This window comes from Hydrogenoanaerobacterium sp. (genome assembly GCF_032017025.1).
In the GTDB taxonomy this organism is placed as follows: domain Bacteria; phylum Bacillota; class Clostridia; order Oscillospirales; family Ruminococcaceae; genus Hydrogenoanaerobacterium.
Genome location: NZ_DALZQO010000015.1, coordinates 18,866 through 27,131, shown reverse-complemented (window position 1 = coordinate 27,131; position 8,266 = coordinate 18,866). Strand labels below are relative to the sequence as shown.

Here is an 8,266-nt window from a genome sequence, read left to right as displayed (position 1 = left end):
CCGAACGTGATGTCATCATACGGTATGGATCGGAGCAACCCTTCGTAACAAGGTCATCTACCAATGTGCCAAGGTATGAGCTCGCCCTGTCTAAAATCATAGGCGGCTGGCCTCTCAACTTGCGCACCGCATTCACAGCAGCATACAAGCCCTGTGCGGCCGCTTCTTCGTAGCCCGAGGTGCCGTTAAACTGCCCCGCACCGTATAATCCGTTAATTTTAATAAATTCCAGCGTGGGGCGTAAATCCAGCGGATTGCAGCAATCGTATTCAATTGCGTAGGCGGTTCGCATTACTTTTAAGTTTTCAAACCCCTTTACCGTGCGGTAAAATGCAATCTGCACATCTTCCGGCAAGCTGCTGCTCATGCCCTGCAAGTACATTTCGTCGGTATCCAGTCCCATCGGCTCAACAAATATCTGATGGCGAGGTTTATCGGCAAATCGCATCACTTTATCCTCAAGGCTGGGGCAGTAGCGGGGTCCTACCCCCTCAATTCTTCCGCTGTAGAGCGGCGAGCGGTGAATATTATCGCGAATTACCTGATGGGTTTGTTCATTGGTGTATGCGATATGGCAAACCGCCTTGTTTTGCAGAGAATCAATCGTTTCAAACGAAAATGGCGTAATCGGGTCATCACCCTGCTGCACCTCAAGTTGGGTAAAATCGATACTGCGGCGATGTACCCGTGCAGGCGTTCCGGTTTTAAAACGGCGCAGCTCTATCCCCAGTTTTTGTAATCTTTGGGATAATCTGTTTGCTGCGTGCGTTCCATCGGGCCCGCTTTCATAAGAAACATCACCGACATGGATCATACCTTTGAGGTAGGTACCGGTGCACAAAATGGCTGCCCGCACCTTATATACCGCTTCAAGCGCGGTGACCACCTCACAGATATTCCCGTTGCCGTCATCGCGAACCTCGACAATTTCCGCCTGTTTTATGTCGAGATTCTCCTGCGCCTCCAACGTTTTTTTCATCAGTACATGGTATGCTTGGCGGTCAATCTGCCCGCGCAAGCTGTGCACGGCAGGCCCTTTGCCACGGTTCAGCATACGGCTTTGAATCATTGCCTTGTCCGCTACCTTACCCATTTCACCGCCCAGTGCATCAATTTCGCGCACCAAATGCCCTTTCGCCGTACCGCCGATTGATGGGTTGCATGGCATGTTTGCGATTGCGTCGAGCGTTATGGTAAACAAAATCGTCTTCATTCCAAGGCGCGCTGAAGCAAGGGCAGCCTCTACCCCCGCATGCCCTGCTCCAATCACCGCTATATCATAGCTATCTGCTTTATATTCCAATGTAATTTCCCCCCTGTATGTGCGCGCAGTTCTTTTTTCTAATCTGCAACAGGCTTTTCCTGCGGCTTCGAGGTTTGCAGCCAGTAAAATGGGCAGTGCCTTGCCCGGATTGCTTGCGGCTACTCTCTTCTACTAAAAAGCAAAACTTGCGGTTTCGTGGCTTGCAGCCAGTGAAACGCACAGTGTCTTGCCCGGATTGCTTGCGGCTACTCTCTTCTACTAAAGAGCAAAACTTGCGGCTTCGTGGTTTGCAGCCAGTGAAACGCGCAGTGCCTTGCCCGAATTGCTTGCGGGTGCTGCCCGCTATTTACCGACACAAAAATTGTGGAACACCTCGTTCACCACCGCTTCACTCGCTCTTTCACCCGTAAGCTCCAGCAAGGCGGCAATGGCATCATCAATGCATACATTCACCGCGTCAAAGGTAAAACAGCTGTTCAAGGCGGCAAGAGCCTCATCAACGGCAGTTTTTGCGCGTTCCGCACAGATCCGCTGGCGCTCGTTCGCAATCATAGCTGCACTTGTGTCAAAATGATATAGCCCCAGCACCTGTGCAATCACGTTTGCAAGTTCTTCTACCCCCTGCCCGCTTTGTGCAGAGGTATAGACAAGATGAGGTATGCTGCTTTTGATCAATTCAAGATCAATTTTCTGCTCTAAATCAGATTTATTTACAATGGCAATTGCAGGCCGTCCCTTTATTGCCTCGATGAGTCTCATATCTTCGTCCGATAACAAGTCGGAACTATCGAAAACAGCGAGCACCAGTCCCGCGGTCTCCAGCTTTTTACGCGCAAGCTCCACTCCCACGCTCTCCACCACGTCGTCGGTTTCACGCAAGCCTGCCGTATCGGCAAGGCGCAATATCGCACCGCCCACATTGACGGTATCCTCCACAATATCGCGAGTCGTCCCCGGAATATCGGTGACAATACTGCGCTGAAAACCCGCAAGCAGGTTCATCAAGGTAGATTTACCCACATTTGGGCGACCCACAATAGCGGTTTCAACGCCCTCTTTCATCACCCGGCCCACATCAAAAGTAGCGAGCAGGGTGGCTAACTGTTCCTTCGCAGTGGTAAGCGCTGTCAATATCTCTGTGTCGGTGATTTCAGGAATTTCCTCCTCAGGGTAATCCACCCACGCAGAAAGATGTGCCGCTGTTTGAAGAAGACCGGATGTAATGCCGGAAATTTTACGGAACAATTTGCCGTCGCGCATAGAAAGCGCAGAGCGCGCAGCTTGCTCCCCCTGCGCCGAAATCAAATCCATTACAGCTTCGGCCTGCGTTAGGCTCAACTTACCATTCAAAAAAGCGCGCTTTGTAAATTCACCTGCAGCAGCCGGTACCGCACCCGCATCCAAAACAGCACGCAGTGTACGCTGCAGCAGATACAGCCCGCCATGGCACGAAATTTCTACAACATCTTCGCCAGTGTAGCTTCGCGGTGCAATAAATACCGTTACCACCGCATCGTCAATGTCGCCGTCTTGGTCAAATACACGCCCGTAAATAGCGGTATACCCCGAAACCGTTAAGATTTGGCGGCTGCCCACCGGTGAAAACACCTTTGATGCAACCTGGCGCGCCTGTTTGCCCGAAATACGAATTACCCCAATGCCGCCGACAGCAAGAGGGGTTGAAATTGCGGCAATAGTTGTAGCTTCCAACGACATAGTATTTCTCCTTTTTGATTCATCTGGTTGTGCATAGGTTGTTTTTCTGCGGGCATTCCCCGCCGCAAAAAGGAGGTTTCAAACGAGTTTGTTTGAAACCTCCCAAGCTGTTTAGTCGATATCAATTTTAGAGTAAAGCGGCTTGTCCTTCACTTCTGCCGGAGGTGTGTTTTTCGGTGCCTGCGGCTTTGCCTCTGCTACGGTGCGCGGTGCTGCGGTGCGTACCGGCGGCTCAATCTCAAAGTGTGAATCGTCGATTCGGCTTTTTTGTGTCTGTGCCGCTTTCATGCTGTCGGCAAACGCGTTCGGGCGTGTGCTGACCGGTGCGGTATTGGTGTTCTTACGGAATTCATGGGGTTTTCCATCACGGTTACCGCCACGGCTGCCGTTACCGCCCCTGCCACGGTTGTTATAAGGGCGTTTGCCGCCTTTTTCCGCGCCGTCTCTTGGCGGATATTTTTTGCGCGGTGTGGTGGTGGATATCACAACACGTCTGTTTGGCTCTTCGCCGATCGAAGATGAGGTAACTCCCTCAATATTCTGAACCGTTGCATGGATGATCCTTCTTTCGTAGGGGTTCATCGGCTCAAGAGTAAGGTTTCTGCCGTTTTTAATCACCTGTGCAGATAGCTTTTTGGCCAGCTGCTCCAAGGTTTTTTCACGTTTTTCACGGTAGTTACCGCTATCAATCGTAATGCGGAAATAATCACCCTCCAGGCGGTTTGCAACAAGGCCGGAAAGATACTGCAGTGCATCAAGCGTTTCGCCTCTACGGCCAATCAGTACACCCAGACCCTCTCCGCTAAGGGTAAGCACAGCTCCGTCAGGCGATGTGCTTGCTTTAATTTCAACCCCTGCAAGCCCCATTTCTTGAAAAATTGCGCTCAAATATTTTACGGCACAATCTACCTTTTCGCCGGTTGCAGGGTTCGCAACGGAAGCAGCAGCATCGGTAGCACGCTCAACAGGCTTGGGTTCACTTTTTGGTGCAGGTTTTACAGCAGGTTTTACAACCGCCTTCGGCACTGCAGGCTTCACCTCATCGGGAACTTCCATCGTCACCTTAACCTTTGCGGGGGTTACTTTCAATCCAAACAAGCTGCGTTTGGGTCTTTCCAATATCTCAAATTCCGAGTTATCGCCGTTTGCGCCAAGCTCTGCATAGGCACGTTCTAATGCTTCTTCTACCGTTTTTCCAACACAAATAGCTTCTCTGTTCAAAACAGCACCTCCATAAGTTTGTGTTCCTTTTTAATCCGTTCCGTATAATCTAAATTCAATATGCCTAGAGGTAAAGAGGTTTTCGGCATATCAGGCGGCTATTTCAAGTCTTCATCGGTTACTTCTGTGTATTCCTCACCGTATTTTTCGGCATCACGGCGGCGGGCTTCCGCAAGCTTTTTGCGGTTCAGCTCTTTTTGCGTCAGTGCTTTTTCCTGTTCTACTTCCTGATATTCACCGCTCGCCATTTTCTTTTTCAGTTCCGCACGCTCTGCACGTTCCTGCTCTTTTCTCAATTCTTCTTCCGCTTTTGCTTTTTCCAGCATCTCAGCGGGGTTATACTTCTTGTTCAAGTACCAAGTCTGCGCCATCGAGAAAATGTTGGTGAGTATCCAGTACATACCAACACCCGCGGGTACCTGGAATGCAATGATTGTCGACATAATCGGCATCATCAGCATCATGCTCTTGCCCATACCATTCATTGCCGCGTTGTCGCCCGAGGTTGCAGCCGTCATCTTCATTGAAATTCTAGAAAGCATGAACGAGGTGATACCCGAAATAATCGGAATCAGCAACAGCCACTCAAGACGCATACCGGGAGTCTGAGACAAATCAAGCCCTAAAAACGACTGATCAAAGCTTGCAATTTTGTCGGCAAAGCCTTGTCCCCATTGTGCCGCAAATTCAGGGCTTGCCTCCAGTGCCTTAAAAATCAGGTTCTCAGAGCGCAAACCCACATTTTGTCTTACAATAGCAGAATCTGCCCCAAAGAATTTGGTTGCGAGCTCGATTCCGGTTTGAATATCCGCTTTGCTGAATCTTAAAATATGGGTAAGGGGTTTATAAATAACGTCGATCAAACCAAACAGAATAGGAAACTGAATGAGCAGCGGCAAGCAACCGCTCATGGGGTTATAGCCCTCTTTTTCATATAAAGCGGCCATTTCTTCCTGCTGTTTTTGTTTGTTGTTTGCATATTTTTTTGTAATGGCATCCATTTTTGGCTTGAACATTGCCATTTTAACCGAGGATTTCTGCTGATTGATGCCCATTGGCAGCAGAATCAGCTTGGTGATTAGGGTGAAAACGATGAGCGCAAGACCGTAGTTGTGCAGCAGTTTGTAGCATGCCCACATTACCCAGCCTAAGGGGTAGCCGATTACGGTGTAAATAAAATCCATGTGTTCTTATCCTCCAAGTCCACGCATTGGGTAACCCGGACTACACCAGCGTGGTTATTTACTTTTTGGCTTTTCCCTGTTCGTTTACCAAATTACACGAACAGCAACAAGTGAGCCGAGGTCACGGGCCGCGCCCGCCTTTTTTCCGTAGTCAAATATCTCTTCCCTATTCCGCTTTTTGGCGGCGCAGGGTAAAACGCTCCGGCACAAAATCAACGCCGCCCTTGTGGTAAGGGTTGCAGCGCAGAATGCGCAGAAATGCAAGTAGCCCGCCCTTCATCGCGCCGAAACGAGAAACCGCCTCAAAGGCATAAGAAGAGCAGGTTGGATAAAACCTGCAGCAGGCAGGTTTGTAGGGCGATATTGCTTTTTGATAAAACCGGATGATTGCCAGAAGAACTTTTTTCATAAGCTACCTGGTTTGCGCAAGAAAGCCAAGCTTTTTTGCATGGCTTAAAAAAACGGGCAGTACATCGGTTGATTTCGCACCGACGGTTCGTCCGCGTGCAACCAACACCACATCGTAACCGCAACCCAGTTCTTTTTCCGCTTCAAAATAAGCCTGCTTTATAATGCGCCTTGCCCTGTTTCTTTTTACCGCATTGCCAATTTTTTTGCTGGCAGTGATTCCAAGCCGGTTGTAACCTAGCTTGTTCTTCATCACATACGTCACAAGCAGAGGATGCGCCTGAGATTTCCCGCGGGAATACATCCGCTTAAAATCCCAGTTATTGTTCAGTGGTTTTGTGTAAAGCATCTATTTGCCTTTCAATTCATCGTAAAAAAGAAAGGCCACAATACAATATTGTGGCCGTCATTTTTAGTAGCTCAGGCTCTTTCTGCCCTTTGCTCTTCTGCGAGCTAATACTTTACGCCCACTTTTTGTAGCCATTCTCTTACGAAAGCCGTGTTCCTTCTGTCTGTGGATTTTCTTAGGCTGATAAGTTCTAATCATTCCAAACCCTCCCTTCGAGGTAAACCTTGCAAGGATACAGTATATCTTAAAAACCGCATAACTGTCAAGCTTTTTTGTGTTTTTTTGCTCAACTATTACGTTTTGGCAAGGCTTTTACCAAATACGTTTTTTATTATACTACAAACCTGTTGTTTTCACAACCGCTATATCTTGGTGTTTAGCAGGCAAGCGGGTACTAGCCTGCTGCTTACACTTGTTCTTTTATTTGCACAAAACGGCCATTAAAATTTAATAAAAAATCTAAATTTTTTTAATTCGCCTATACTATATATAAATATATCCCCTTTCATCTGTGGAAAACCTTGAAATGTTGAAAGAAATTTGTTAAAATAAGACTTGTGAAAAAATGTTGAAAACTTTTCTTTCAACATCGCAATATCCGTTTTTCCACTGATTCAACAAGTTTTCCACATACGGAGGTTAAAACAACATGGAGTCATTCCACGAAGTGTTCAGTTTGGTGAGCGAATACTGCAAGAAAGAGATCTCGCAGGTCGCTCATTCTTTATGGATCAAGGACATTGAGCCTGTTAAATTGGAGGATTCCACCGCTTATTTGGCGGTGCGCTCTGAATTTAAGCAAAAAATTCTGGAAGAAAAATATTTTGACCTTCTTTCGCGTGCGTTTGAGGAGGTCATGGGCTTTCGCGTCGATATCGTCATCTCCTCGCTTGAACCTACCAAGGCACAGGCGGAAGAAGCAGTTGTGAAGCTCGCTCATTGCTCGCCCGAGGAGCTGGAAAAAACCACAGCGGGCGGCGACTATGAGTACACGTTCAGCACCTTTATCGTCGGCCCATCCAACAAATTTGCCCATGCAGCTTCTTTGGCGGTTGCCACCAACCCGGCAGGCGCCTACAACCCTCTCTTTATCTATGGCGGCTCGGGGCTTGGTAAAACACATCTTCTTTATGCCATCTGCAACGAGATTCTCAAGGCGACATCCCAAACCAATATCATCTACGTAAAGGGTGAGGATTTCACCAACGAGCTGATCGAAGCGATTCGCTCTGAAACCACAAAAGAATTCCACAACAAATACCGCCAAGCCGATGTTCTTCTTGTCGATGACATCCAATTTATCGGCGGAAAAGAAAGCACGCAGGAAGAATTCTTTCACACCTTTAACACCTTGTACGAAGCCGGTAAGCAGATTGTACTGACCTCGGATCGGCCGCCCAAGGAGATTAAAACCCTGGAAGACCGTTTGAGAACCCGCTTTGAATGGGGCTTGCTGGCCGATGTTCAGCCACCCGATTTTGAAACTCGTATCGCCATCATCCGCCGCAAGGCAGAGCTGCTCGATATCAACATCCCCGACGACGTCGCCGAATATATGGCAAATAAACTCAAAACCAATATCCGCCAGCTGGAGGGCGCGGTGAAAAAGCTGAAGGCCTACAAGCTGCTGGCCGGTACCCCCCCCTCCATCCTGATTGCACAAAATGCCATCCGCGACATTCTCAACGACCATCAGCCGGTGCCTGTCACCATCGAGCGTATTATCTCCGAGGTTGCCCGCACCTACAACGGCGTCTCCCCGCAGGATATTCGCTCGAGTAAACGCTCGGCGAACATTTCGTCGGCGCGGCAGGTTTCCATCTACATTGTACGGGAAATTACCCAAATGTCGATGTCCGCCATCGGTGAGGAATTTGGAGGCAGAGACCATTCCACCATTGTTTACGCCATACAGCAGGTGGAAAAAAATATGGATGTTGACCCCCGCTACAAAGAATTGATTGAAGATATCATCAAAAACGTGCGTAACTCTTAACAACAATTCTTTGTTTACCACCAAAAGGGACAAAACAGGCTTTTTTAGGAGGAAAAAGAGGTCGGATTCTTTGGTTTTTAACAGCCAAACGTTTTCCACAATCCACAGTTTAAACACGGTGTGGAAAC

8 protein-coding genes are annotated in these 8,266 nt (G+C 48.4%); 1 reads left to right on the top strand and 7 read right to left on the bottom strand.

Annotated elements, in window-relative coordinates:
* From mnmG to rpmH, 7 genes are all read right to left on the bottom strand, one after another.
* Positions 1–1,303 (bottom strand): tRNA uridine-5-carboxymethylaminomethyl(34) synthesis enzyme MnmG (gene mnmG / locus RTV33_RS09995; protein ID WP_312643904.1); only part of this gene is annotated, 1,303 nt, incomplete at its 3' end.
* A 303-nt stretch (positions 1,304–1,606) separates the two neighbouring features.
* Positions 1,607–2,980 (bottom strand): tRNA uridine-5-carboxymethylaminomethyl(34) synthesis GTPase MnmE, encoded by a 1,374-nt coding sequence (mnmE, locus tag RTV33_RS09990; RefSeq protein ID WP_312643903.1) that lies wholly within the window; start codon positions 2,978–2,980, stop codon positions 1,607–1,609.
* 111 nt (positions 2,981–3,091) lie between these two features.
* On the bottom strand, positions 3,092–4,201 hold the full coding sequence (gene jag, locus RTV33_RS09985) for an RNA-binding cell elongation regulator Jag/EloR (RefSeq protein ID WP_312643901.1): 1,110 nt from the start codon (positions 4,199–4,201) through the stop codon (positions 3,092–3,094).
* Positions 4,202–4,299: 98 nt separating this feature from the next.
* A complete protein-coding gene (gene yidC / locus RTV33_RS09980) occupies positions 4,300–5,385 on the bottom strand; it encodes a membrane protein insertase YidC (RefSeq protein WP_312643900.1) in 1,086 nt (361 codons plus the stop codon).
* A gap of 166 nt (positions 5,386–5,551) precedes the next feature.
* Positions 5,552–5,794 (bottom strand): membrane protein insertion efficiency factor YidD, encoded by a 243-nt coding sequence (yidD, locus tag RTV33_RS09975; RefSeq protein WP_312643899.1) that lies wholly within the window; start codon positions 5,792–5,794, stop codon positions 5,552–5,554.
* Positions 5,795–5,797: 3 nt separating this feature from the next.
* Positions 5,798–6,142 (bottom strand): ribonuclease P protein component, encoded by a 345-nt coding sequence (gene rnpA, locus RTV33_RS09970; RefSeq protein WP_312643898.1) that lies wholly within the window; start codon positions 6,140–6,142, stop codon positions 5,798–5,800.
* Between the two features lie 63 nt (positions 6,143–6,205).
* Positions 6,206–6,340 (bottom strand): 50S ribosomal protein L34, encoded by a 135-nt coding sequence (gene rpmH, locus RTV33_RS09965; RefSeq protein WP_312643897.1) that lies wholly within the window; start codon positions 6,338–6,340, stop codon positions 6,206–6,208.
* A gap of 451 nt (positions 6,341–6,791) precedes the next feature.
* On the opposite strand from rpmH, the gene dnaA reads away from it, so the two are divergent.
* Positions 6,792–8,138: a chromosomal replication initiator protein DnaA gene (dnaA, locus tag RTV33_RS09960; RefSeq protein WP_312643895.1), complete on the top strand. Its 1,347-nt coding sequence runs from the start codon at positions 6,792–6,794 to the stop codon at positions 8,136–8,138.
* Positions 8,139–8,266 lie beyond the last annotated feature (128 nt).